The organism is Streptomyces viridiviolaceus (assembly GCF_014650995.1).
GTDB lineage: Bacteria > Actinomycetota > Actinomycetes > Streptomycetales > Streptomycetaceae > Streptomyces > Streptomyces viridiviolaceus.
The window spans coordinates 118,960-140,928 of sequence record NZ_BMWA01000007.1 but is presented as its reverse complement, the minus strand read 5'-3'; the positions used below and the strand labels follow the sequence as shown (position 1 = coordinate 140,928).

Below are 21,969 nucleotides of genomic sequence, written 5' to 3'. Positions count from 1 at the left end.
GTCAGGAGTTGTCGACGGGCAGTCCGGGCGGGTTGACCTCGGACTTCCCGACGGCCTCGTCGGTGAGGTTCCAGGCGGCCAGCCACTTGGCGTACTGCCCGTTCTCGATCAGGTGGTTGACGGCGTCCGCGATCGGCTGGGCGAGTCCGCTGTCCTTCTTGGTCGTCGCCGCTATCAGTCCCTGGAGCGAGGCGCCGGCCCCGGAGTAGGTGCCCGCGCTGCGGGTGGGGTCGGGGGACTTCGCGGTCTGCGTGACGTGGTAGGCGACGCCCGGGTTGGCGGCGAAGTAGGCGTCGATCTTGCCGCCGGTCAGCGCGAGATAGGTGCTGTTCTTGCTGGCGTAGTGCTTGACGGTGAGCGGCTTTCCCTCCTTCTTCAGCTTCGCCTGCCATTCCAGGAGGATCTTCTCCTGGTTGGTGCCGTTGTCGACGGCGACGGTCTTGCCGGCGAGGCTGCGGTAGTCGCCGTCGAAGTTCCAGGTGCTCTTCTTCAGCACCTCGAAGCCGACGTCGTCCTTGCGGTAGGAGGCGAAGTCGTACTTCCGCTTGCGTTCCTCGGTGTCGGTGATGTTGGCGAAGGCGACGTCGACCTTGCCGCTGTCGATCCCGACGAACATGTTCTCCCAGGTGGAGTTCTTCAGTTCGGGCTCCAGCCCGAGCACGGCGGCGACCAGCCGGGCCAGGTCGGGTTCGGCGCCGGTGAGGGTCTTCTGGTCGTTGCCGACGTAGGCCAGCGGCGGGAAGCCGTCGGGGAGGGCCCCGACGCCGATGACGAGCTTGCCGCTGCCGCGGACGGACTCGGGGAGGCCGGCGCTGATGGACTTCACCTCCGAGACCTTCAGCGCCGTCTCCTTCGCGGCGCCGTTGGACAGCCGGCCCACCGTCACCGTGCCGGCGGCGTCGGTCGTGGTGGCGGCGTCGCTGTCGCCACCGCAGGCGGCGAGGGAGGAGGCGAGGGCGGCGACGGCGGTCGCCGCCGTGATGCCGCGCAGGAGGCCGCGTCGGGAGAGGTGGTGGGGCATGTCTGTCCTTGTCTGAGACGGGTGGGGTGGGCGGGCGGAGCGGTGTGGGTTTCAGAGCACCTTGGCGAGGAAGTCCCGGGTGCGTTCGTGCCGTGGATGGTCCAGCACCTGGGCGGGCGGGCCCTGTTCGACGATCCGGCCGCCGTCGATGAAGACGACGCGGTCGGCGACCTCGCGGGCGAAGCCGATCTCGTGGGTGACGATGACGAGGGTGGTGCCGCTGGTCGCCAGGTCCTTGATGACCGCGAGGACCTCGCCGACCAGTTCGGGGTCGAGGGCCGAGGTCGGCTCGTCGAAGAGGATGATGCCGGGGCGCAGGGCGAGGGCGCGGGCGATGGCGACGCGCTGCTGCTGACCGCCGGAGAGCTGGCGGGGGTAGGCGCCGGTGCGGTCGCCGAGGCCGACGCGGCTGAGCAGTTCGCGGGCGAGTTCGCGCGCCTCCTCGCGGGTGAGCCTGCCGGTGGCGACGGGTGCGGCGGCGACGTTGTCGAGGACGGTCAGGTGCGGGAAGAGGTTGAAGTTCTGGAAGACGAAGCCGATCCGGCCGCGCTGGCGCAGGATGGCCCGCTCGCTCAGCTCCCTCAGCCGGGCGCCGTGACGCCGCACGCCGATCGGTTCGCCGCCGACGCTGACGTGTCCCAGCTCCGGCTTCTCCAAGTGGTTGATGACCCGCAGCAGGGTGGACTTGCCGGAGCCGGACGGGCCTAGGACGACGGTGACCTCGCCGGGCCGTACGGTCAGGTCGATGCCGTCGAGCACGTGGTGGGTCCCGTACCACTTGTGCACGCCGTGCACCTCCAGGGCGGCCGGGGCCGTGGGGGTCTTCTCGGTCGTGGTCATACGGCGGCCTCCCGGCGCAGCCGGGCCCGTGCCTCGGCGAGGCCGGCGCGTGCCTTCTGCAGGGGCGTCGGCGGCAGGGAGCGGGTCGCGCCCCGGGCGAAGTACCGCTCGACGTAGAACTGGACGACGGACACGGCGCTGGTCAGGATCAGGTACCAGACGGTGGCGACCAGCAGCAGCGGCACGATGTCGCCGGGATAGGTGCTGCCCATCGTCTGCACGGAGCCGAACAGGTCGAGCAGCGACACGTAGAACACCAGCGACGTGCCCTTGATCAGGCCGATGAGCTGGTTGACGTAGTTCGGGGTGATGGACCTGAGCGCCTGCGGCAGGACGATCCGGCGGAACTGGTAGCCCTTCGGCAGGCCGAGCGCCGCTGCCGCCTCGTGCTGGCCCTGGTCGACGGAGAGGATGCCGCCGCGCACCACTTCGGAGGCGTAAGCCGCCTCGTTGAGGCTGAGGCCCACGACGGCGACCGCCATGTCGGTGGCGAGCCGCGACTCGTCGAAGGTGACGAAGGCAGGGCCGAACGGCACGCCCAGGCTCAGCGTCTTGTACAGGGCGCTGAAGTTGTAGAGGAAGATCAGTACGACGATCAGCGGGACGGACCGGAACAGCCACGTGTAGGTCCAGCTCACGGCGCGCAGCACCGGGCTGCCGGAGAGCCGGGCGAGGGCGAGCAGGACGCCGCCCAGCAGCCCGAGTACGGCGCTGAGCGCGGCCACTTCGAGGGTGATGAGCAGTCCGTCGAGGATGGTGGGGCGCAGGAACCAGTAGCGGAAGCGGTCCCACTGGTAGAAGGGGTTGGTGGCCAGGCCGTGGACGATCTGGGCGACCACGACCAGGACGGCGGCGGTGGCGATCCAGCGGCCGGGCCTGCGCAGCGGCAGGACCCGCTGGGCCGCGGGTGGCCGGGAGGTGTCGTCGGCGGGCGGTGCCTCGGCGAGGGACACGGCGGCGCCTGGGGGTTCAGTCATGGGAGGGCTCCGGCGGAGTCGGACACCCCGGGGCGGCCGTGAGGGTGGTGGTGAGCCGCTACGGCGGGACGACAGGGCGGGAACCGCTCTGCGGCGCGGGGCGGCGCACGGGGACGCACGGGACCGGGGTGGGGCGGACAACGGCACACCGCAGGGGCGGTGTTCGTCGGGTGGGGCGGCCGGCGCGGGGTCTGGGTGGAGAGGTCAGCCCTGGCAGCGGGCGGCGCCGCCCGGGTCGGTACACAGTGCGCTGCTGACGCGGAGCAGATCGACGGCGCGGTCTGCGACGAGCGGGCTCGGGCACGGCAGTACGCGGCCCTGGGGGCGGCGGGCGGCCGTCCTGGGAGCTGCGTACATGTCCGTCACCGTCTCTGTTCCGGCCCTGTGGGCCCTCGCGCTTACCGAAACGTCATCCGGTCCGGTCGTCACCTGGGGCACCCCACCGCGGAGCGAGGGTTGCCGGTCAGCAAGCCAGGGCTTGTCGCTGACGCTCATGACCGTTCTTGGTGCGTAGTTAAGGCAGTTGACCCCCCATGTGTCAACGCCGTTCCGTCAGGTGGGACGGTCCTGGAGCCGGCGACCGAAGGCCGGGTGCGCGGTCAGTCGCCGCACGTGGGACCACAGGGCGGGGTGGCCGGCGCCGCGGTGTGCGGTGTCGAGGCCGGCCAGGGCCACCCACACCTCGACGTCGGCCGCGGTGAGCCGGTCACCCAGGACGTAGGGCTGGGCGGTCAGCCGCCGGTCCAGCCGGTCCAGCACCTCGGGCAGCGCCGCCGGGTCGGTCGCCCGCGCGCACAGCAGCTCGACGGCCTCGATCTCCGCCTCCGCGCCGCCCGGGTACAGCACCGGGCCGGCGGAGGTGAAGTGGCGGGCGAGGTCGCGCATGATGTCCGGCGCGTGCGTGCTCACGATCCGGCCCGACCAGGCGTCGCTGAGCACCGGTGCGACGGCCGGGCCCCGGTAGTGGTGCGCGCTCGCCTCGTACAGCGGGCGCAGCGCGGAGTGGCCGCCGTCGGGACAGTCCGGGGCCGGGTCGAGGAGGGTGACCGGACAGACCTCGTCCAGTTCGAGCAGGCTGTGCACGACGGCGATGCGGAGACAGTCGGGGCGGGCGGGCGACAGGTGGAGCCGGTAGCGGCGCGGTACGGCGTAGTGGCCGCTGCGCGGGTCGCGGCCGATGCGTCCCCGGAAGGCGGGGGCGGGCGCGAGCGGTGCGACGGACATGGTTCTCCCCGGGGGCGGGCGCGTGGACGTACGCGCGGCGGAAGCGGCGTCGGGCCGTGAGCGGGCGCCGGACCGGGCGGCGTCCGTTCAGGGACCGCCACCGGTCGGCACCGGGGACTCAGCGCAGGGAGCTGATCGCGCTGCAGACACGGAGGAGGTCGATGTGACGGCGGGAGGTGAGCAGGGGCGAAGATCCGGGCCGGCGGCTCGCTCGGCTGGTGACCGGCTCAAGGCGCACCATGTTTCCCTACCTGTTCACTAGGATTCTCATCGCAGTGTCGACCGGCACCCGGAGTGCGTCAAGAGGGTGTCCACGCAGTGGTCCGTCGCGGTGATCCGCGTTCGGCCGACGGGGGCGAGCGCTTCATCGCATGAGGAAAGGGCCCCCGCGAGCCACTGCTCGCGAAGACCCTTCGCAACCGTCGGGACGACAGGATTTGAACCTGCGACCCCTTGACCCCCAGTCAAGTGCGCTACCAAGCTGCGCCACGTCCCGGTGCGCGGCACGGGGTGATCCGTGTGATCGCGCAGGTCAACCCTACCTCATCGCCGCAGGGGAGAAGAGCCGCCGGCCGTCCCCTCCTGGAGCGGCCGGCGGCGGTCGGCACGCGGACTACGCCGGGTCGGGCGGGGTGACCCCCAACTCCGCCGCCCGGTCGTTGAGTTCGCGCCACACCTTCGGGGCCACCGGAATCCCCTTCTCGCCCCGCTCCCGCGCCACGGCGGCGCTGCGCTCGCCGGGGTAGCCTCGGGCCATGTGACACGGACGTTCACGGAGACCGGCAAGACGGTGGAGCACCTGTCGGACGAGGACCAGATGGGCCGCGACTGAGCAGGCCGCCGGTGCGGGCCGTCCCGATGATCACATCGCGAGACGGCTTTGCGTCACGGCTCCCATCAGGCGTTTCCTCGCACAGTGCGAACCGAGCAACCCGGACACCTCACCCCCGACGTGACAGGCGACCGCTCCGCGCGGCGCGCCGTCACCGTCTTCCCGCTCCTCGTCCTCGCGGCCGGCGCCCTCGGCCTGCTCCTGCCTGGGAGTTTCACCGGCTGGGGCGAATCGGTGCCGTACCTGCTGGGTGTGGTGATGTTCTGCATGGGCGTCACCATGACCCCGGAGGACTTCCGGGGCGTTGGCAAGCGTCCCTGGGCGGTGGCGCTGGGACTGGTCGCGCACTACGTCATCATGCCGGGGCTCGGATGGGCCGTCGCCCACCTGCTCCAGCTCCCGCCGCAGCTCGCCGCGGGCGTGATCCTCGTCGGCTGCGCCCCGAGCGGCACGGCCTCCAACGTGGTGACCTATCTGGCGCGCGGTGACGTCGCCCTGTCCGTCTCCGTCGCCACCGTCTCCACGCTCGTCGCCCCGCTGGTGACCCCGCCACTGACGCTGCTCCTGGCCGGTGAGTACCTCCCGGTCGACGCCGCGTCCATGGTCACCGACATCCTCAAGACGGTGCTGCTGCCCGTCCTCGCGGTTCTCGTCGTGAGGCTCCTCGCGGGCCGGTACGTGCAGCGGGCGCTGCCGGTGCTGCCGTGGCTGTCCGCGCTGACGGTCTCCGTGATCGTGGCCGTGGTCGTGGCGGGCAGCGCCGACGCCATCAGGTCGGCCGCCGGGCTGGTGTTCGTGGCCGTCGTGCTGCACAACGGCCTCGGCCTCGCGCTGGGATACGGCGCGGGGCAGGTCGCCCGGCTCGGTGAGCCCGCGAGCCGCGCCATGGCCTTCGAGGTCGGCATGCAGAACTCCGGGCTGGCCGCATCGCTGGCCACCGCCCACTTCAGTCCCCTGGCGGCGCTGCCGGCCGCGGTCTTCTCCGTCTGGCACAACATCTCCGGCGCCCTGGCCGCCGCCTGGCTGTCCCGTCGGCGGGGCGCCTCCCGCCGCGCCGAGCACGAGCCCGGTGGCACCGGCGGTGCCGAGCAGCCGTCGCCGTGAGTTGCCCTCGCGCGCGGACGGTGACACGGACGTGTCCCGGGACGCCGGACCCGCACTGACCCGTCCCGGTCGCCCGTCCGTACGACGCCGCCCCGGTCCGCCGCAGGTGAGGGCCGGGGCGGTGCCGCGTCCCGGGGCCTCGGCACCATCCCGGTGTCGTCTCGCGCCGACCGGTCGTCGGTGCGCTGCCGCGCTCCTCTAGATTGGCCTGGTCCGGGACGCGAGACCACACCGACCCGTCGAGGAAGGAACTCCTGTGCAGATCAGGCCTGTTGCGAGGCCCGCGTTACCCGTGCTCACCGTCGCCGGTGGTGCCGACGGAACGGCCGGCTCGTGAGCGCCCGCCGGCGGATCGTCGCCGTCTGGGCGGGGCTGTGCCTGGGCGGCATCGCCGCCACCTCCGCCCTCGACGCCGATCCGTACGCCGGCGGGCCCGAGTTCCCCGGCGACGATCCGACGCCGGCGGAGAGCCACGCCGTCGACTGCGAGGAGATCGCCGGCGAGCTCGCGCGGGAGCGCGCCGAGGCCGCAGCCGAGCGGCAGCGGGTGCTGACGGCTGCCCCGTCCGCGTTCCCCTCTCCGCCGGTGGCGACCTTCAGGGCGGTGGCCGTGCCCGAAGGGTGCGCGGACGAACTCCGGGCCCGTGGCCTGACGTCCCCCTGAGCCCGGCCGGCGGCCCGTGTACGCGGACGCCGGCCGCCGCGTCCCCGCGGTGACCGGTGTCCGTTCACGGCTGAAGGTCTCAGTGGGCACTGAGCAGCTTCTGCTCCGGGCTGTCGGCGGCGGGCCGCCTGGTGGTGCGCAGGGCGGCGATGCCGATGCAGACCATCGATGCCACGCCGGCGAGCGCGAAGGCGGTGAAGCCCCAGTCGCCCTTGTTCGCGGCGAGCAGCTGACCGCCGAGCCACGGGCCGAAGACGGCTCCGAAGCGGCCCATGCCGGAGGTCCAGCCGACAGCGGTGGCGCGGTTGGCCGGCACCGAGCCGATGGACACCGTCGCGTAGATCATGGTCTGGGCGCTGTTGAGGAACACGCCGGTGAGGAAGACGACCACGAAGGTCAGCGTCAGCGGCATGTGGACGCTGAGCAGGAAGACGCCGGCGGCGGTCAGCGCGAACCAGATCGCCGAGATGCGCGGGGCGCCGAAGCGGTCGGAGGCGCGGCCGGCGACCAGCATGCCCACGATGCCGCCGAGGTTGAACAGGACGACGAAGGTCAGCGCGGAACCGAGCTCGTAGCCCTCGCTGCGCATCAGGGTGGGCAGCCAGGTGGCGACGCCGTAGACGAGCAGCAGTCCGCCGAAGGAGGCCAGCCAGTACAGCAGGGTCTGGATCCACTCCCGGCCGCGGAAGAGGTTGGCCAGGTTGGCCCATCGGGCGCCGGACGGCCGGCCCGCGGCGGCGGGCAGTTCGACGTCGTAGCGGCCGGCCAGCTCGCGGGCCTCCTCGCCGCGGCCCTGGGCGACGAGGAAACTCAGGGACTCGGGCAGGAACTTGGCGAGCACCGGGACGAAGAGCACGGGGACCACGCAGACCGAGAAGGCGGCGCGCCAGCCGAGCGGCTCGACGATCCACAGGGCCACGTAGGCGGAGAGGATGCCGCCGGCGTGGTGGGCGGTCATCAGCAGCCCGATGGTGAGGGCGGCGCGGCCGCGCGGCGCGTAGTCCGAGACCATGCTGATCGCGGTGGGCAGCAGGCCGCCGAGGCCGACGCCGGCCAGCGTCCGGCCGAGGCCGAACACGGCGACGCCGTTCGCGACGGCGCACAGGCCGGAGGCCAGCGAGAAGAGCGCGACGCAGGAGATCATCAGCTTCTTGCGGCCGATCCGGTCGGCGACCGTCCCCGCGGTCAGCGCGCCGACCAGCATGCCGAAGGTGGCGTAGCTGCCGAGGTCGCCTGCCTGGCCCGAGGTGATCCCGAGTGCCTTCTGCTCCAGCATGTGGGGCAGCACCGAGCCGTAGATGAACATGTCGAGGCCGTCGAAGAGCACGGCGACCCAGCACAGGACGACGACCAGGAGAGCCAGTCTGCCGCCGCGGGCGGACAGGGCGGGGGAGGAGGACATCGTTGTTTTCCTCTCGTCCAGGAGGAGTCCCTGGAGGGGATCAGTGAACCGGGCCGGCGCGGCTCGTGCGGCTTGACCCGTTGGTGCGCACGACGCTAAGGACCCGGCGGATCAGTGTCAACGCTTTTGTTAACAATCTCAGCAACAATCAGGTGGTGGCCGGTCCGGTCGCCGCGCGCGTACGACGAAGGGGCGGACCACGCACGGGCGTGCGCGGCCCACCCCCCTGTGGTGCGGTCGCCTCAGGCGACCGGCGGAGTCCCGTGGGTATGGAAGGACTCGATGGTCCTCAGGCCCCACGCCTGCCCCTTGGCCCGCTCGGCCTCGGTCCAGGTGACCAGCGGCCAGTCGGGCGCCAGCACCAGGCGCGTGAGCGGGTTGCACAGCTCGATGCGGTTGCCGCCCGGCTCGTAGACGTACAGGAAGAACGTCTGCTGGATGGCGTGCTTGTGCGGGCCGGTCTCGATGAACACACCCGTGTCGATGGCGAGGTCGGCGGCGCGCAGGATGTCCTCGCGGGTGTCGGCCGCGAAGGCGATGTGGTGCAGGCGGCCGGAGGAACCGGTCCAGTCCTCGGTGTAGACGACGTCGTAGGACTTGTTGGTGAAGGTCAGCCAGCGGGCCGCGATCTTCCCCGTGTTCAGCCGGATCTGCTCGGTGGGCCGGGCGCCGAGGACCTGTTCCTGGAACTCGGCGTTGGCGAGCACGTCGGAGGCGAGGAAGTTGACGTGGTCCAGGCGGCGCACGCCCACGCCCCGGTTGGGTTTGGCCTGCGGCTGGTTCTTCAGGGCTGGCTTCAGCTCGTCGGGCGCCCGGTAGTGCTCGCTCTCCCAGTACAGGGCGTGCTCGTGCCCGTCGGGGTCGGTGGTGAGGTACAGCTTGCCGATGCCCGGCTCGTCCTCGACCCACGTGCCGGCGCGGCCGGCCGCCTCCAGGGCCGCCACCCGGCGCTGGAGGGCCTCCTCACCGGAGGTGCGCAGGGCGAGCCGGCCGAGGCCGGGCTGCTCGCGGGCGGTGAGCACCAGGCTGTGGTGCTCGTAGTCGTCGTAGGTGCGCAGGTAGACGTTGTCGCCGTCCTGGCCGTTGACCGTGAGGCCCAGGTAGTCGGTGAAGAAGCCGACGCTCGCGTCCAGGTCGGGGGTGAACAGCTGGGCGTGGCCGACATGGGCGATGTCACCGAGCGGCGGAGTCATGGTGGTCTCCAGAGGGTTGTGCGGGTACGGGCGCCGTCGCGGCGGAACGGGGGAAGACGGTGCCGTCGAAGATCTTCCGTGCGGTGCGCACGACGGCGGTGCGGCGGACCACCAAGGGGGTGTCGCCGGATCCGGACGCGACGCTCAGGTCGATGTCCAGGAATCCGGTGGGGTGTTCGACACGGACCCTGTCGCCCGGCGCTGCGGGCTCCGCGATCCGCTCCCCCACCCCTCCGGGGACGCGCAGTCCCGCCGCCACGCTCGCGGCGCCCAGGACGCCGATCGAGGTGTGGCAGCGCACGGGGATGAAGGTGCGGGTCATGACCGCACCGCCGTGCCGGGGCGGGGCGAGCAGCGTCAGCTTGGGCACTGTGGTGCCCTCGACGTCGCCGAGGCCCATCAGCTCCCCGGCGGCCGGCCGGATCTCCTTCAGGCGGTCGGCGAGGGACCGGTCCTCTTCCAGGTCCTTGGGCGTCTCGTAGCCGGTGACGCCGAGGGCGGCGGCCGGGATCAGCACGACCGGCATGCCGTTGTCCACGCAGGTCACCCGGGTGCCGGCGACGGTGTCGCGGACGTTGCCGGTGGGCAGCAGGGGCCTGCCGCTCCGCGGGAACTCGATGACCACCGCGGCGGCGGTCCCCGGCACGCCGGAGATCTCGGCGTCCCCGGTGTAGTCGACGCGCCCACCGGGCGTGCGGAAGGTGGCGACGGCGAGTTCCCCGGTGTTGAGCATGCGGATGCGGACGGAGGTGTCCTCGTCCCCGGCGGGCACGAGCCCGCGCTCGACCGCGAACGGCCCCACTCCGGCGAGGATGTTGCCGCAGTTCTGCCGGTCGGTGACCTCGGGCCGGTCGACGGCGACCTGGAGGAACAGGTAGTCGACGTCCGCGTCGGGGTCGGCCGAGCGGGAGACCACGGCGACCTTGCTGGTCAGCGGGTGGGCGCCGCCCAGGCCGTCGATCTGGCGCGGGTCGGGGCTGCCCATGATCCGCAGCAGCAGGCCGTCGCGGGCGGCGGGGTCGGCGGGCAGGTCCTCGGCGAGGAAGTAGGCGCCCTTGGAGGTGCCGCCGCGCATCAGCGTGCAGCGCACCTCCCGGGGTCCGGTCACGACGGGTCCCCGTCCCCGACGTACTCGTCGTAGGACCGGTAGGTCACGCCCAGCCGGGTCAGCTTCTCGCGCAGCCCGTAGCGGTCCAGGCCGAGTTGGCCCTCGACGAAGGCGGCGCGGGTGGCGGCCTCCTTCGCCTCGCGGGCCTCGGACGCCTCGGCGACCCGGCGGGCCCGCTCGCGCGGGACGACCACCACGCCGTCGTCGTCGGCGAGGATCACGTCGCCGGGGCGGATCACCTGGCCGTCCACGGCGACCGGCACGTTGACCGAGCCGCCGGTGGCCTTCACCGTGCCCTGTGCGCTGACGGCGCGGGACCAGGCGGCGAAGCCCATCTCCCGCAGCTCCTGGGTGTCGCGGATGCCCGCGTTGATCACCAGGCCGCGGACGCCGCGCTGCCGCAGCGCGGTGGCGAACAGTTCGCCGAACATGCCGTCGGTGGACGGGGAGGTGGTGGTGACGACGAGGATGTCGCCCTCGCCGCACTGCTCCACCGCGGCGTGGATCATCAGGTTGTCGCCGGGCCAGCTGAGCACGGTGACCGCGGTGCCCGCGCTCCGTACGCCCTGCTGGACGGGGCGGATCTCCGGCCCGAGCAGTCCGGTGCGCCCCATGGCCTCGCTGACCGTGGCCACGCCGTACCCGGCGAGCGCCTCGACGTCCTCGGCCGCGGCCTTGGGCGGGTTGGTGACGACGACGCCGCTCATGCCAGCTCCTGCGCGATCTGCGGGTACGGGCGCATGTACGCCTCGGCCATGGTCTTGTGGGCCAGGCCCAGGTTGGGGCCGGCGTTGCGCTTGAGCTGGACACCGCGGCGGACGGCGAGGTCGGTGTAGTAGTCCCACAGGTGCTGCTGGGCGCCGAGGCACTCCATCGCCTTGCGCTTGGTCTCCCACACCTCGGTGATGTCGAGGAGCACTTCGGGCTTGAAGCCGCTCATCTCGGGCTGGTGCGGCTCGAAGTAGAAGACGGGCGGGGCGCCGATGATCTCGCCCTCGCCCGGGTAGCCGATCGCCTGGGCCAGGACCCGCGCCTCCAGCGCCATGCGGTTGGCGGCCGGGTGGTCGCCGTTGTACGGGTCCTCGACCGGGTGGGTGAGCACGACGTCGGGCTGGGTGGCGCGGTAGACCTCGACGAGCTTGTCGGTCAGCTCGGGGGTGGCGATCAGCGGGTAGTCACCGGCATCGAAGAAGCGGACCTCGGCGCCGAGGACGGCGGCGGCCTTCTCGGCCTCCTCCCGGCGTATCGCCTTGATCTCCTCCAGATTCCTGCCCTCGCGCCACGCCTTGGCGGACTCGCCGCGCTCGCCGAAGGTCAGGCACGCGATGGTGACCTTCTCCCCGCGCGAGGCGGCCAGGGCGATGGCTCCGCCCGCCCGCCACACGAAGTCCCCCGCGTGCGCGGTCACGACGAGTGTGGAGCGTGGGCCGGCGGCGGGCGCGTTGCCGTGCGTCATGGGTCGAATCTCTCCTTCTTCAGGCTCGTGGACGCCCGCCTCGGTGCGTGGGTCAGTCGCGCAGCGCCTCGATCACGCTGGTGAGGTGGGCGCGGACGGCCGCCTCGGCCGCCTGCGGGTCCCTGGCCTCGATCGCCTCGATCATGGCCAGATGCTCGTTCAGGGATTGCTGCGGGCGCCCCGGTCGCAGCGCCAGCTGGAAGCGATGGCGCACCAGTTGGGCGTTGAGCCGCTCCAGCAGTTCCACGGCCGTCAGCTGGCCGGAGAACTCCCGGATCCTGGCGTGGAGTTCGTGGTTGAGGTCCGAGTAGACCAGCGGCTCGCCGCCGGCCACGGCCTTGCGCATCGCCGTGCCCAGCTCCTTCAGTTCGGCGAGCTGCTCGTCGCTGACGGCCACGGCCGCCTTCGCCGCGCACAGCCCTTCCAGGACCAGGCGGCACTCGGTGATGGCGACCGCTTCCTCCACGGTCACCACCCGCACCCGTGAACCACGGTTGCGGATCCGCTCCACGAGTCCCTGGGACTCCAGATCGATCAGCGCGGCCCGGATACTGGCCCGGGTCACGCCGAACTGCTCGGCGAGCTCGTTCTCCACCAGCCGCTGTGCCGGTGCCATCTCGCCGCGCAGAATCGCCTGCCGCAGCTGCCCGAGCGCAAGCTGTTTCGCCTGCTCCCCGGTGCTCGGACGCGCTTGGTTCGGCATGGTTGCCCTCCCTGAGTGAGTGCCTGTCGAACGTAAATCTAGCCAAACAAGATTGTCAACAATTTTGTTCGCTCTATTGCGGGTGCGTTTCGTCCCTCCCGCGGAGCGAGGGTGCGACGAAGTGTCCGCACACCCCACCGGATTCGCCACACTCTGTCGTCCCCGAGGCGGCACGCGCCCCGGTTAGCGTCACCGCATGACCCACAGCTTCGTTGTCCACGTCCCCGACGCCGCGCTCGAGCCCGAGCCCCTCTCCCCCGCGCAGATCGTCTCCGGCACCCCCGAAGTGACCGGGAAGGTGGTGTGGGAGTCGGCGGACGGACGCCAGGTGCGCGGGATCTGGCAGATCACGCCCGGCGTGGTCACCGACACCGAGGCGGACGAGTTGTTCGTGGTGCTCAGCGGATCGGCCACCATCGAGGTGGAGGGCGGCCCGACGCTGACCGTCGGGCCCGGGGACATGGCCGTCCTGCGCGAGGGCGACCGCACGACGTGGACGGTGCACGAGACGCTGCGGAAGGTGTACGCGATCAACCTGGGATAGCCCTCGGCGAGCTATTGTCCTGTCAAAAGGTTGACAGGATGTGCGGTCCCCGCCCAGGCTGGGCCGGACAGAGCACGGACCGGTCCAACAAGGGGCTCGCATGGTGGATGCGCTGGGTGTCGCCGTCGTCGGTTTCGGCTGGATGGGCCGGGTGCACACCCAGGCGTACGCCCGTGTCCGCCACCACTACCCGCGGCTCGGGCTGCGTCCGGAGCTGGTGACGGTGGCCGAGGAGGTGCCCGGCCGGGCGGAGGAGGCGGCCGCGCGGTTCGGATTCGCCTCGGCCACCCGTGACTGGCGCGAGGTGGCCGCCGATCCGCGCGTCCGGGCGGTCAGCATCACGGCGCCGAACTTCCTGCACCGCGAGATCGGCGTCGCGATGGCCGAGGCGGGCAAGCACATCTGGATCGAGAAGCCGGTCGGCCTGACCTCCGCCGACGCCCGCGCCGTGGCGGACGCGGTGGCCGGGGCGGGGGTGCAGGGCGCGGTCGGGTTCAACTACCGCAACGCGCCCGCCGTCGAGGCCGCCCGCGAGCTGATCGTCTCCGGCGGGATCGGCACCGTCACCCACGTCCGCATCCGTCTCCTCAGCGACTACGCGGCCCATCCCGAGTCGGCCCTGACCTGGCGGTACGAGCGGGAACGCGGCGGCAGCGGGGTGCTGGGCGACCTGGCCTCGCACGGCGCCGACCTGGCCCGGTTCCTGCTCGGCGACATCACGTCCCTGACCGCCGAATCGGCGATCTTCCTGCCCCGGCGGGCCCGCCCCACCGCCGCGACCGCGGGCCACGCCCGTGCCACGGGCGGCGAACCGGGCCCCGTGGAGAACGAGGACTACGTCGGCTGCCTGCTCCGCTTCGCCTCGGGTGCCCGCGGTGTCCTGGAGGCCAGCCGGGTCTCGGTCGGCGAGCAGAACAACTACGGCTTCGAGGTGCACGGCACCACGGGCGCGGTGTTCTGGGACTTCCGGCGCATGAACGAGCTGGGCGTCAGCCGCGGCACGGCGTACCAGGACCAGCCGGTCAGCACCGTCTACGTCGGCCCAGGCGACGGCGACTTCGCCGCCTTCCAGCCCGGCGCCGCGAACGCCATGGGGTTCGACGACCTGAAGGTCATCGAGGCCCACCGCTTCCTGCGCTCGATCGCCGAGGGCACACCGTACGGGACCACGCTCGCGGACGCGGTGCGCAGCGCCGCCGTGCTGGACGCGATGGCCCGGTCCGCGCGGAGCGGGACGTGGGTCACGGTGGACCCGAAGCCCTGACGGTCGGTGCGCGCCGCCGCGCCCGCCGTCGCCGCGGGGGCATGGGCGGTTCGTCAGCCGTGAGCACCTGGAACGCCGTACCAAGAACCCCGTACAAGGAGCACCGACCTGATGCGTATCGGAATCCTCGGCCTCGGCCGCATCGGCGCCTTCCACGCCGAGACCCTCTCCGGCCTCGACACCGTCGAATCTCTGGTCGTCGCCGACCCGTTCGCGCAGGCCGCCGAGGCCGCCGCCGAGCGGTTCGGCGCCGAGGTGGCCGACTCCCCCGAGGCCGTGCTGGCCGCCGGGGTGGACGGGGTGGTGGTCGCCGCGGCGACCGACGCGCACCCGGACCTGATCGTGGCCGCCGTCGAGGCCGGCGTGCCCGTGTTCTGCGAGAAGCCGGTCGCCCGCACCATGGCGGAGGGCGTCGAGGTGCTCAAGGCGGTCACGGGCCGGGAGGTGCCCGTCCAGATCGGCTACAACCGCCGCTTCGACGCCGGGTTCACCGTGGCACGTGCCGCCGTGCGCAGTGGTGAGCTGGGCAAGCTGCACACCGTGCGGTCGACCACGCTGGACCCGGCGCCGCCGCCCGCCGCGTACATCGCCGCCTCGGGCGGCATCTTCCGGGACTGCTCGGTGCACGACTTCGACATCATCCGCTGGGTGACGGGCCGCGAGGTGACCGAGGTGTACGCCGTCGGCGGCAACCGGGGCGCCGACTTCATCCGGGAGGCCGGCGACGCGGACACCACCGGAGCGGTCCTCACCCTGGACGACGGCACGATCGCCGTGGTCTCCAACAGCCGTCACAACGCCCGGGGTCACGACGTCCGCATGGAGCTCCACGGCTTCGCGGACTCCGTCGCCGTCGGCCTGGAGGACAGGCTGCCGCTGCGCTCGGTCGAGCCCGGCGCGACCTTCCCGGCAGGTACGCCGCACGACTTCTTCATGGACCGCTTCGCCGCCGCCTACCGTGCCGAACTCGCCGCGTTCGCCGAGGTCGTCGCCGGCACCCGCCCCTCCCCCTGCACGATCGAGGACGCCCTGGAGGCCGGGTGGATCGCGGAGGCGTGCACCCTGTCCGTGCGCGAGCACCGGCCGGTGACGGTCGAGGAGGTCCGTTTCGTCTGACCGGCCGTCACCTGGCCGCCGGTGCCGCGGGCAGGTCGTAGACGTGGTCCGGGGAGACGATCTTCGTGATCGCCTCGCCGAACAGGGTGCTGGGCTCGGTGTTCTCGTGGTCGATGTCGGTGTTCAGCATCACGACCAGGGTCGCCTGCGCCGACGGGAGGTAGACCGTCAGCGACTCGTAGCCCGGCAGTGAGCCGTTGTGGCCGATCCAGCCCCGCACGTCGAAGATGCCGAGGCCGTACCCGGCGCCCGGGACGGTGGTCGGGAGCGTGGTGAGGCGCTGCTTCTGGACGACGGGGCTGACCAGGGTGTCGCCGTCGGGCAGTTCCCCGGTGGCGACCGTGCGGGCCCAGACGCGCAGGTCCCGCAGCCGGGAGATCATGGCACCGGCCGCCCAGGCCCAGGACGGGTTCCAGTCGGCCGTCTGCTCGACCTCGCCGGTCGCCGTCTGGTTCGTGTAGCCCTGCGCGTGCGGGTCGGGGAACCCCGCGCCCTCCGGGAAGACGGTGTGGTCCAGGCCGGCCGGTTCGAGGACGGTCTCGTGGATGTAGTCCCCGAGGGGCTGCCCGGAGACCTTCTCCACCACCAGACCGAGCAGGATCAGGTTGGTGTTGCTGTAGAAGAACTTCTCGCCGGGCGGGAACAGCACGGGATGCCTGAAGGAGTAGTCGAGCAGTTCCCGCGGGGTGAACGGTCGCCGCGGGTCGGACGTCAGCGCCTTGAAGAAGCCGTCGTCCTCCGAGTAGTTGAACAGGCCGCTGCGCATGCCGGCCAGCTGGCGCAGCGTGATCTCGTCGCCGTTGGGGACGCCGTCGACGAACCTGTCGATGGTGTCGTCCAGGCCGATCCTGCCCTCGTCGACCAGTGCCAGCAGCGCGGTGACGGTGAACGTCTTGGTCTCGCTGCCGATCCGCAGGTACAGGTCGGGCGACATCTTCCGGCCGGTGCTCCTGTCGGCGACGCCGAAGGACCTGACGTACTCGCCCCGGTCGGGGGTCCACAGGCCCACGGTGACGCCGGGTACGTTCGCCTGCTCCATGACCCGTCGCACGGCGTCGTCGAGCTGCCGTCGCACCGCGGGGGTGAGTTCGCGGATCTCGTCGCCGGAGGGCGACGGGGAGGGTGGTTCGACGGAAACGGCCGACGGGGGCGGGTCCACGGACACTCCGCCCGTGCCCGGCAGCACCAGCGCTCCCGTCGCGGCGGCGACGACGGTTCCCCTGCGCAGTCGCGTGCAGCGGTGTGCCATGGGCCTACTCCCACACGAGGAGACGTGCGCCGCGGACGACAGCCGTCACCGGGTGAAGGCCGGGAGCGGCCCCGTCACCCCCAGCATAGGAGCGCCCGCGCGTCACCGCCTGTCGACCGCGGGGCGCCCGGCAGGGTCACGCCCCGCACGACCTGAGGAACCGGCGGGTGCGCACCGCGATGGGCAGCGGCCGGTCCGGTTCACAGGGGTACATGTCCTGCTCGACGATGGCGAACAACTCGACGCCCAGTTCCTGGGCGGCGGTGAGCACCGGGCCCAACTCCGGGACGCCCGACGGAGGTTCGCACATCACGCCGCGCTGCACGGCCGGCCCGAAGGGCACGCCCTGCGCCCGTACGTCGGCGAGGATCTCCGGGTCGACCTGCTTGAGGTGCAGGTATCCGATGCGCTCGCCGTAGGTCTCGATCAGCTTCACGCTGTCGCCGCCGCAGTAGGCGTAGTGGCCGGTGTCGAGGCAGAGGTTGACCAGGTCGGAGTCGGTGGCGTCGAGGAAGCGCTCGACGTGCTCCTCGGTGTCGATGTGGGTGTCGGCGTGCGGGTGGACGACGATGTCCAGGCCGTAGCCCTCCTTCACCTCGCGCCCGAGCCGCTCCATGCCCGTGGTCAGGTGGGACCACTGCTCGCCGGTCAGCTCCGGGGGTTCCAGGATCTCGGCGGTCCTGTCGTCGCGCCAGAAGGACGGGATGACGACGAGGTGCTTCGCGCCCATGGCCCGGGTGAGGGCGGCGACCCGGCCGACCTGCTCCCGGGTGGCGTCCCATTCGGTGGGGCCGCGGTGCAGTCCGCAGAAGATCGTGCCCGCGGAGACCCTGAGGCCGCGCCTGCCTACCTCGTCGGTCAGCCGGGCGGGGTCGGTGGGGAGGTAGCCGTAGGGACCCAGCTCGATCCATTCGTAGCCCGCCTCGGCGACCTCGTCCAGGAAGCGGTCCCAGGGCACCTGCCGCGGGTCGTCGGGGAACCAGACCCCCCAGGAGTCGGGGGCCGAGCCGACCCGGATGCGGTCCAGGGCAGGGGGCATGTCAGGACTTCCCTTCGACGGGCTCGGAGGCGGCGGGGTCGGCGACGGCGGGCTCCGGTGCCGCGGACAGCTCCCGTTCCTCCGGGAGTTCGTCGACGTCCACTCCGCCGACCTGCGCCAGTTCGTGCTTGAGGGCGGCGAGTTCGGCCCCGCCGGCCATGTGGTTGGTCAGCGTTTCCAGGGTGACCTCGCTGCGGGCGGCGGACAGTTCGAGGGTACCCAGGCGCAGCACGCTGAAGTGGTCGCCGACCATGTAGGCGTGGTGGGGGTTGTGCGTGATGAAGATGACGCCGAGGCCGCGCTCGCGGGCGGCGGCGATGTACTTCAGCACCACCCCGGACTGCTTGACGCCGAGCGCGGCGGTCGGTTCGTCGAGGATGAGCACGCGGGCACCGAAGTGGACGGCGCGGGCGATGGCGACGCACTGGCGCTGGCCGCCCGAGAGGGTGCCGATGGGCTGTTCCAGGTCGTCCAGGACGATGCCCATGTCGCGCAGCTGCGCGTCGGCGGTCCTCTTCATGCGGGCGATGTCCAGGCGGCGGACGGGCCAGGGGCCGCGGGTCAGCTCGCGGCCGAGGAAGAAGTTGCGCCACACCGGCATCAGGGGGACGGTCGCCAGGTCCTGGTAGACGGTGGCGATGCCGCGGTCGAGGGCCTCGCGCGGGGTGGTGAAGCGCACGGGTTCGCCGTCGACCAGGAACTCGCCCTCGGTGTGCTGGTGCAGCCCGGAGACGATCTTGATGAGGGTGGACTTGCCGGCGCCGTTGTCACCGAGCACGCAGGTCACCCGGCCGGGGCGGACGGCGAGGTCGACGCCGTGCAGGGCGCGGATGTTGCCGTACGCCTTGCCGGCGCCGCGCAGTTCGACGATCGGCCGGTCGCCGCCGGGCGCGCCGCCCTCCAGGACGGCCCCGTGGGTGCCGGTGGTCTCGCTGGTCATTTCCGATCACCTCCGGGTCGCCGTGCGGCGGACCCACAGATTGACGAGGACGGCGCCGAGCAGCATCACGCCGAGGAACGCCTTGAACCAGTCGGGGTTCCAGCCGGCGTAGACGATGCCCTGGTTCACCATGCCGAACATGAAGGCGCCGAAGACCGGGCCGATGGCGGACCCGTAGCCGCCGGTCAGCAGGCAGCCGCCGATCACCGCCGCGGCGATGTAGATCAGCTCCTGGCCGACGCCCTCGCCGGACTGCACGGTGTTGAAGGAGAACAGCTGGTGCATGCCGACGAACCAGGCGCCGAAGCCGACCAGCATGAACAGCGTGACCTTGGTGAAGGTCACGGGCACGCCGACCGCGCGGGCCGACTCCTGGTTGCCGCCCACGGCGAAGATCCAGTTGCCGTACTTGGTGCGCAGCAGCACCCAGGTGGCGAGTGCCGCGAAGACGAGCCACCACACGACCGTGATCTTCACCTGGACGCCGCCGACGTCGAAGGAGGACGCGAAGATCGCCCTGGCCCGGCCGAAGCCCTCCATGTCGCTGATGTCGTCGGTGGCGACGTTGCCGGTGACCAGCTTGGTGACCGCGAGGTTCACGCCCTGCAGGATCAGGAAGGTGCCGAGGGTCACCAGGAAGCTCGGCAGTCCGGTCCTGACCAGCATCCAGCCGTTGAACGCGCCGACGGCCAGGGAGACCAGGAGTGCGACGATCACCCCTGTCCAGACGTTCAGGGTCAGCTGGTAGCTGAGCATGCTCGCGGTCAGCGCGGAGGTGACCACGGCGACACCGGCCGACAGGTCGAACTCGCCGCCGATCATCAGCAGGGCGACCGGCAGCGCCATGATGCCGATGGTGGAGGACTGGTAGAGGACCGTCGCCATCGATCCGCCCTGGCGGACCGTGGGCGCGGCGATCAGGAAGAACACGAGCACGGCGGCGGCGCCGAGGAACACTCCGACCTCGGGCCGGGCGAGCAGCCGGAGGGCCAGGGGGCGTTCCCGGGTCCGTCCGCCGGTCTCCTTCGGGCCGGGAGCCGGCGGTGTGGTCACCGCCGGCTCGGCATGCCGGGTGATGCCCATCACCGGGTGCCCTTCGCGGCGAAGCCGGCGACCGTCTCGACGTTGGACTTGTCGACGAAGGCCGGGCCGGTCAGCACGGGCTGCTCGCCGCCGCCGCTGTAGTTGCCGTTGCTCTTGTAGAGCCACAGGCCGTCGACCGCCAGGTAGCCCTGGAGGTAGGGCTGCTGGTCGACGGCGAACTCGATGTCGCCCTTCTGGATGGCGCCGGTCAGTTGCTCGTTGAGGTCGAAGGTGGCGACCTCGGCCTTGCTGCCGGTCTCGTCCACCGACTGCACGGCGGTCATCGCGAAGGGTGCCCCGAGGGTCACGACGTGGTCGATGGCGGTGTCCTGCTTGAGCTTGGCGGTGACGGTGGACTTCACGGACGGCATGTCGGTGCCGTTGACGTAGAGGTTCTCGACCGAGCCCTCGAAGGTCTTCTTCACGCCGTCGCAGCGCTGGGTGAGGCCGACGTTGCCCTGCTCGTGGACGACGCAGACGGCCCTCTTGGCGCCGACCTCGTTCAGCTTCTTGCCGAACGCCTCGCCCGCGACGCTCTCGTCCTGCCCGAAGAACTCCAGCAGCCCCATCTGCTTCCAGTCGCTCAGGCCGGAGTTGAGTCCCACGACGGGTATGCCGGCCTCCCGGGCCTTGCTCACCACGCTCTTGAGGGCGTCCGGCTTGGCGAGGGTGACCGCGATGCCGTCGACCTTCTGGTCGATCGCGTTCTGCACCAGGTTGGCCTGGTTGCCGGCGTTGGGGTCGGCGGAGTAGACGAGCTTGACGTTGTCCTTGGCCGCGGCGGCCTCGGCGCCCTTGCGGACGATGTCCCAGAAGGTGTCGCCGGGCGCCTGGTGGGTGACCAGGGCCACCGTCATCCGGGGAGTGGCCGCCTTCCCGGCCGAGGCGCCGGACCCCTCCTCGTCGGACTTCTTGCCCCCGGATCCGCTGGAGCAGCCGGCCAGGGTCAGGGCCACTGCGGCGGCCAGGGCCACGGCGGGGGCGAATCTGCGGGAGCGGGCGTGAGAAGAGCGGTCCATCTTTCCTGCACCTCACTGTGCGACGGGAACCGTGCCGGGTGAAGAACGGCTGATGCGCTGGGACCGGATACAAGCCCTTGACGCGCCCACTGTCAATACTTTGTCAAGACATCATTTCACAAGCAGGTCCGAATGTAAGTACAAAGTGTTGACAACAGTCGCCTCCGCGTCCTACACCTGGGAGGCGGCAGGCCCCCGTCCAGCCCGAGGAGCGTCCCGAATGACCGAGTCAGCTCAGCGCTTCGACCTGATCACGATGGGCCGCATCGGGGTCGATCTCTACCCCCTGCAGACGGGCGTACCCCTGGCGCAGGTGGAGACCTTCGGCAAGTTTCTCGGCGGTTCGGCCGCCAACGTGGCCGTCGCCGCCGCCCGCCTCGGCCGCACCACGGCATTGATCACCCGCACGGGCGACGACCCGTTCGGCGGCTACCTGCACCGCGCCCTGAAGGAGTTCGGCGTCGACGACCGCTGGGTCACGCCGGTCGCCGCCTACCCGACCCCCGTCACGTTCTGCGAGATCTTCCCCCCGGACGACTTCCCGCTGTACTTCTACCGCCGGCCCAAGGCCCCCGACCTGGAGATCCACCCGGAGGAGCTGGATCTCGCCGCGATCCGCGCGGCCCGCATCTTCTGGATCACCGGGACCGGCCTGAGCGAGGAGCCGAGCCGTACGGCGACCCTGGCCGCCCTCGCCCACCGCGCGAAGTCCGGCACCACGGTCTTCGACCTGGACTGGCGCCCGATGTTCTGGACCGATCCCGGCCAGGCCCGCCCGTACTACGCCGAGGCGCTCCGGCACGCGACCGTGGCGGTCGGCAACGTCGACGAGTGCGAGATCGCCACGGGCGTGCGCGAGCCGCGGGCCTGCGCCGAGGCGCTGCTGGCGGCGGGCGTGGAGCTGGCCGTCGTCAAGCAGGGCCCCAAGGGCGTCCTCGCCGTGCACCGGGACGGGCGGACGGCCGAGGTGGCGCCGGTGCGGGTCGAGGTGGTCAACGGACTGGGCGCGGGTGACGCGTTCGGCGGTTCGCTCTGCCACGGTCTGCTGGCCGGCTGGGAGCTGGCGCGGACCATGCGGTACGCCAACGCGGCCGGCGCGCTCGTCGCCTCCCGTCTGGCCTGCTCCTCCGCGATGCCCACGGCGGCCGAGGTCGACGACCTCCTCGCGCGAGCCACTCCCTGAACGGAGCTT

The 21,969-nt window shown here is 71.7% G+C and carries 23 protein-coding genes, 1 tRNA gene and 1 riboswitch; of the genes, 6 read left to right on the top strand and 18 right to left on the bottom strand.

Annotated elements, in window-relative coordinates:
• Nucleotide 1 precedes the first annotated feature (1 nt).
• The 7 genes from IE260_RS11585 to IE260_RS11560 form a co-directional block, all read right to left on the bottom strand.
• A complete protein-coding gene (locus IE260_RS11585) occupies nt 2-1,021 on the bottom strand; it encodes an ABC transporter substrate-binding protein (RefSeq protein ID WP_189870655.1) in 1,020 nt (339 codons plus the stop codon).
• A 51-nt stretch (nt 1,022-1,072) separates the two neighbouring features.
• The gene (locus IE260_RS11580; RefSeq protein ID WP_189870653.1) at nt 1,073-1,861 is read right to left on the bottom strand and encodes an amino acid ABC transporter ATP-binding protein; all 789 of its coding nucleotides are present in this window, start codon (nt 1,859-1,861) and stop codon (nt 1,073-1,075) included.
• Nucleotides 1,858-2,838 (bottom strand): amino acid ABC transporter permease, encoded by a 981-nt coding sequence (locus IE260_RS11575; RefSeq protein WP_189870651.1) that lies wholly within the window; start codon nt 2,836-2,838, stop codon nt 1,858-1,860. The genes IE260_RS11580 and IE260_RS11575 overlap by 4 nt, the downstream gene beginning before the upstream one ends.
• A gap of 389 nt (nt 2,839-3,227) precedes the next feature.
• A riboswitch (SAM riboswitch) is annotated at nt 3,228-3,337 on the bottom strand.
• A 53-nt stretch (nt 3,338-3,390) separates the two neighbouring features.
• Nucleotides 3,391-4,062, bottom strand: a complete 672-nt coding sequence (locus IE260_RS11570; protein ID WP_189870649.1) for a glutathione S-transferase C-terminal domain-containing protein — start codon at nt 4,060-4,062, stop codon at nt 3,391-3,393.
• Nucleotides 4,063-4,180: 118 nt separating this feature from the next.
• Nucleotides 4,181-4,303, bottom strand: a complete 123-nt coding sequence (locus tag IE260_RS43025) for a putative leader peptide (protein WP_373303334.1) — start codon at nt 4,301-4,303, stop codon at nt 4,181-4,183.
• Between the two features lie 181 nt (nt 4,304-4,484).
• Nucleotides 4,485-4,558 (bottom strand) — tRNA-Pro (locus IE260_RS11565).
• 117 nt (nt 4,559-4,675) lie between these two features.
• Nucleotides 4,676-4,819, bottom strand: a complete 144-nt coding sequence (locus IE260_RS11560) for an Ldh family oxidoreductase (RefSeq protein ID WP_229880649.1) — start codon at nt 4,817-4,819, stop codon at nt 4,676-4,678.
• 159 nt (nt 4,820-4,978) lie between these two features.
• On the opposite strand from IE260_RS11560, the gene IE260_RS11555 reads away from it, so the two are divergent.
• Together IE260_RS11555 and IE260_RS11550 are read left to right on the top strand one after the other, a co-directional pair.
• The gene (locus IE260_RS11555; RefSeq protein WP_189870647.1) at nt 4,979-5,998 is read left to right on the top strand and encodes a bile acid:sodium symporter family protein; all 1,020 of its coding nucleotides are present in this window, start codon (nt 4,979-4,981) and stop codon (nt 5,996-5,998) included.
• 333 nt (nt 5,999-6,331) lie between these two features.
• A complete protein-coding gene (locus IE260_RS11550; protein WP_189870645.1) occupies nt 6,332-6,661 on the top strand; it encodes a hypothetical protein in 330 nt (109 codons plus the stop codon).
• Between the two features lie 79 nt (nt 6,662-6,740).
• On the opposite strand, the gene IE260_RS11545 is transcribed toward IE260_RS11550, so the two are convergent.
• From IE260_RS11545 to IE260_RS11520, 6 genes are all read right to left on the bottom strand, one after another.
• Entirely contained in the window at nt 6,741-8,063 is a 1,323-nt protein-coding gene (locus IE260_RS11545; RefSeq protein WP_189870643.1) for an MFS transporter, read from the bottom strand.
• Between the two features lie 242 nt (nt 8,064-8,305).
• A complete protein-coding gene (locus tag IE260_RS11540) occupies nt 8,306-9,256 on the bottom strand; it encodes a catechol 2,3-dioxygenase (protein WP_189870641.1) in 951 nt (316 codons plus the stop codon).
• The gene (locus IE260_RS11535; RefSeq protein WP_229880648.1) at nt 9,237-10,364 is read right to left on the bottom strand and encodes a 4-oxalomesaconate tautomerase; all 1,128 of its coding nucleotides are present in this window, start codon (nt 10,362-10,364) and stop codon (nt 9,237-9,239) included. Before IE260_RS11535 ends, IE260_RS11540 begins: the two co-directional genes overlap by 20 nt.
• Nucleotides 10,361-11,071, bottom strand: coding sequence for a 4-carboxy-4-hydroxy-2-oxoadipate aldolase/oxaloacetate decarboxylase (locus IE260_RS11530; protein WP_189870639.1), 711 nt, complete (start codon nt 11,069-11,071; stop codon nt 10,361-10,363). The genes IE260_RS11535 and IE260_RS11530 overlap by 4 nt, the downstream gene beginning before the upstream one ends.
• Nucleotides 11,068-11,820 (bottom strand): PIG-L deacetylase family protein, encoded by a 753-nt coding sequence (locus tag IE260_RS11525; RefSeq protein WP_189870637.1) that lies wholly within the window; start codon nt 11,818-11,820, stop codon nt 11,068-11,070. The genes IE260_RS11530 and IE260_RS11525 overlap by 4 nt, the downstream gene beginning before the upstream one ends.
• A gap of 52 nt (nt 11,821-11,872) precedes the next feature.
• Nucleotides 11,873-12,523 (bottom strand): GntR family transcriptional regulator, encoded by a 651-nt coding sequence (locus IE260_RS11520; protein ID WP_189870635.1) that lies wholly within the window; start codon nt 12,521-12,523, stop codon nt 11,873-11,875.
• A 196-nt stretch (nt 12,524-12,719) separates the two neighbouring features.
• On the opposite strand from IE260_RS11520, the gene IE260_RS11515 reads away from it, so the two are divergent.
• From IE260_RS11515 to IE260_RS11505, 3 genes are all read left to right on the top strand, one after another.
• Entirely contained in the window at nt 12,720-13,067 is a 348-nt protein-coding gene (locus IE260_RS11515; RefSeq protein ID WP_189870633.1) for a cupin domain-containing protein, read from the top strand.
• A 100-nt stretch (nt 13,068-13,167) separates the two neighbouring features.
• A complete protein-coding gene (locus IE260_RS11510) occupies nt 13,168-14,331 on the top strand; it encodes a Gfo/Idh/MocA family protein (RefSeq protein ID WP_189870631.1) in 1,164 nt (387 codons plus the stop codon).
• A 111-nt stretch (nt 14,332-14,442) separates the two neighbouring features.
• Nucleotides 14,443-15,447, top strand: coding sequence for a Gfo/Idh/MocA family protein (locus IE260_RS11505; protein WP_189870629.1), 1,005 nt, complete (start codon nt 14,443-14,445; stop codon nt 15,445-15,447).
• 7 nt (nt 15,448-15,454) lie between these two features.
• Here the strand turns inward: IE260_RS11505 and IE260_RS11500 are convergent, their stop codons facing one another.
• The 5 genes from IE260_RS11500 to IE260_RS11480 all read right to left on the bottom strand — a co-directional run bounded on the left by IE260_RS11500 (nt 15,455) and on the right by IE260_RS11480 (nt 20,777).
• Nucleotides 15,455-16,696: a serine hydrolase domain-containing protein gene (locus IE260_RS11500; RefSeq protein ID WP_189870627.1), complete on the bottom strand. Its 1,242-nt coding sequence runs from the start codon at nt 16,694-16,696 to the stop codon at nt 15,455-15,457.
• Between the two features lie 136 nt (nt 16,697-16,832).
• A complete protein-coding gene (locus tag IE260_RS11495; protein WP_189870625.1) occupies nt 16,833-17,735 on the bottom strand; it encodes a sugar phosphate isomerase/epimerase family protein in 903 nt (300 codons plus the stop codon).
• Nucleotide 17,736: 1 nt separating this feature from the next.
• On the bottom strand, nt 17,737-18,675 hold the full coding sequence (locus IE260_RS11490) for an ATP-binding cassette domain-containing protein (protein ID WP_189870623.1): 939 nt from the start codon (nt 18,673-18,675) through the stop codon (nt 17,737-17,739).
• A gap of 6 nt (nt 18,676-18,681) precedes the next feature.
• Complete coding sequence (locus IE260_RS11485; RefSeq protein WP_189870621.1) at nt 18,682-19,758, bottom strand: ABC transporter permease; 1,077 nt, start codon at nt 19,756-19,758, stop codon at nt 18,682-18,684.
• A complete protein-coding gene (locus IE260_RS11480; RefSeq protein ID WP_189870619.1) occupies nt 19,758-20,777 on the bottom strand; it encodes a sugar ABC transporter substrate-binding protein in 1,020 nt (339 codons plus the stop codon). Before IE260_RS11480 ends, IE260_RS11485 begins: the two co-directional genes overlap by 1 nt.
• Nucleotides 20,778-20,997: 220 nt before the next feature.
• Here IE260_RS11480 and iolC point away from each other — a divergent pair, with 220 nt between their 5' ends.
• Nucleotides 20,998-21,960 (top strand): 5-dehydro-2-deoxygluconokinase, encoded by a 963-nt coding sequence (gene iolC, locus IE260_RS11475; RefSeq protein ID WP_189870617.1) that lies wholly within the window; start codon nt 20,998-21,000, stop codon nt 21,958-21,960.
• The last annotated feature ends 9 nt before the right edge of the window (nt 21,961-21,969 follow it).

Bases quoted from the DNA above. Each gene is read 5' to 3' on its own strand.
- IE260_RS11585 (WP_189870655.1), bottom strand. From the start codon at position 1,021: ATGCCCCACCACCTCTCCCGACGCGGCCTCCTGCGCGGCATCACGGCG.
- IE260_RS11580 (WP_189870653.1), bottom strand. From the start codon at position 1,861: ATGACCACGACCGAGAAGACCCCCACGGCCCCGGCCGCCCTGGAGGTG.
- IE260_RS11575 (WP_189870651.1), bottom strand. From the start codon at position 2,838: ATGACTGAACCCCCAGGCGCCGCCGTGTCCCTCGCCGAGGCACCGCCC.
- IE260_RS11570 (WP_189870649.1), bottom strand. From the start codon at position 4,062: ATGTCCGTCGCACCGCTCGCGCCCGCCCCCGCCTTCCGGGGACGCATC.
- IE260_RS43025 (WP_373303334.1), bottom strand. From the start codon at position 4,303: ATGGTGCGCCTTGAGCCGGTCACCAGCCGAGCGAGCCGCCGGCCCGGA.
- IE260_RS11560 (WP_229880649.1), bottom strand. From the start codon at position 4,819: ATGGCCCGAGGCTACCCCGGCGAGCGCAGCGCCGCCGTGGCGCGGGAG.
- IE260_RS11545 (WP_189870643.1), bottom strand. From the start codon at position 8,063: ATGTCCTCCTCCCCCGCCCTGTCCGCCCGCGGCGGCAGACTGGCTCTC.
- IE260_RS11540 (WP_189870641.1), bottom strand. From the start codon at position 9,256: ATGACTCCGCCGCTCGGTGACATCGCCCATGTCGGCCACGCCCAGCTG.
- IE260_RS11530 (WP_189870639.1), bottom strand. From the start codon at position 11,071: ATGAGCGGCGTCGTCGTCACCAACCCGCCCAAGGCCGCGGCCGAGGAC.
- IE260_RS11525 (WP_189870637.1), bottom strand. From the start codon at position 11,820: ATGACGCACGGCAACGCGCCCGCCGCCGGCCCACGCTCCACACTCGTC.
- IE260_RS11520 (WP_189870635.1), bottom strand. From the start codon at position 12,523: ATGCCGAACCAAGCGCGTCCGAGCACCGGGGAGCAGGCGAAACAGCTT.
- IE260_RS11515 (WP_189870633.1), top strand. From the start codon at position 12,720: ATGACCCACAGCTTCGTTGTCCACGTCCCCGACGCCGCGCTCGAGCCC.
- IE260_RS11510 (WP_189870631.1), top strand. From the start codon at position 13,168: ATGGTGGATGCGCTGGGTGTCGCCGTCGTCGGTTTCGGCTGGATGGGC.
- IE260_RS11505 (WP_189870629.1), top strand. From the start codon at position 14,443: ATGCGTATCGGAATCCTCGGCCTCGGCCGCATCGGCGCCTTCCACGCC.
- IE260_RS11500 (WP_189870627.1), bottom strand. From the start codon at position 16,696: ATGGCACACCGCTGCACGCGACTGCGCAGGGGAACCGTCGTCGCCGCC.
- IE260_RS11495 (WP_189870625.1), bottom strand. From the start codon at position 17,735: ATGCCCCCTGCCCTGGACCGCATCCGGGTCGGCTCGGCCCCCGACTCC.
- IE260_RS11490 (WP_189870623.1), bottom strand. From the start codon at position 18,675: ATGACCAGCGAGACCACCGGCACCCACGGGGCCGTCCTGGAGGGCGGC.
- IE260_RS11485 (WP_189870621.1), bottom strand. From the start codon at position 19,758: ATGGGCATCACCCGGCATGCCGAGCCGGCGGTGACCACACCGCCGGCT.
- IE260_RS11480 (WP_189870619.1), bottom strand. From the start codon at position 20,777: ATGGACCGCTCTTCTCACGCCCGCTCCCGCAGATTCGCCCCCGCCGTG.
- iolC (WP_189870617.1), top strand. From the start codon at position 20,998: ATGACCGAGTCAGCTCAGCGCTTCGACCTGATCACGATGGGCCGCATC.